Raw genomic sequence first — 1135 nt, forward strand, 5'->3', positions numbered from 1 at the left:
CCAAAACAACCAAGCCAGCAAAAACAACCAAGCCAGCCAAAAAAGCAAAGCCAGCCAAAACAACCAAGCACGCCAAAAAAGATTTTCCTTTAGCCCCAAACCGCAATCCTTTATTAATACCCAAAACAATACTTCGAGTGCTGCAAATTCCAATCAGCGCACCAGCTGCACAGATGAGCTGCAATCAGCCAATACTTGTGCCAATCTTCTGGCATGGCTTGCAACGGTAATCTAAATGATTGAATTCACTGACTTCACAGAGCATTTCAAAACCCCCCCAAGCCTTTATCGGCTGCTTGGACATGTCAAAGACCTTCGCAAGGGAAAGGCAAAAGTCCTTGTCATTGTTCCCTGCTACGGCGATTCTATGCGGCTTGAAGCTTTTTTCAAGTCAATGAAGCGCCAGGAGTTTAAGGATTTTGACATTCTTGCAGTCTACGGCCAGCACGACCGGTTCGTTGACTCAAAAGGCCTTTCAGTCATCCACGCAAGGCGCAAGGTGGACTTCGGATTTGCAGGCGCAGTTTATCTTGGACAGCTTATGGCGCAAAAACTTGGCTACAAATATTTTCTTGCAACCGATGTTGACAGGCATCCATACTCCCCCAAAAGCCTTGGCATACTTTTTGAAAGCGCAATAAAAACCGGGGCGCAATGCGTCTTTGGCGGGCACCTTACAAAAGGCGCGTACTCGGCCTCTGAGGACAAGTTCATTGAGCAAAAAAACGGCAGGGCAGCAAAGGGCCAAACGCAGCCCATGTCCTATATGTCCTCTGTCTGGTGGCTGATTAGCACAAGCTACCTGTCAAAAACCGGGCTTTACCTGCTTCCAATCTATCTTGGCTCAGACGACTCGGAGTTTGAATACCGGCTTAGGCGCGCAGGAGGGAAAATCGTGCAGCTTTCCGTCCCAATCACCTACGGCTACTGCGCGCTTAAAGGGCAAAAGTACGCAAGCCTGCTTCAAAACGGGGGCCTTGACACCACTTATTTTTATGCCGACATTTTCTCAAACACCAACTTCCCCCATGTATTTTTGCCTGCAAGAGGCTCGCTTGCCTACTACATGCTTGTCCGGGCATACCACTTTCTTGTGCTCAACATGCTGCAGCTTCGGATTCCCAAGCTTGCCGCC

General features: G+C 48.9%; 1 protein-coding gene. It reads left to right on the forward strand.

The genetic code is table 11. The annotated features are described in order from the left end of the window. Positions 1–235 precede the first annotated feature (235 nt). A partial coding sequence (locus FJZ26_06235) for a hypothetical protein (GenBank protein MBM3230004.1) occupies positions 236–1135 on the forward strand: 900 nt, incomplete at its 3' end.

It is taken from the genome of Candidatus Parvarchaeota archaeon (assembly GCA_016866895.1).
GTDB lineage: Archaea > Micrarchaeota > Micrarchaeia > Anstonellales > VGKX01 > VGKX01.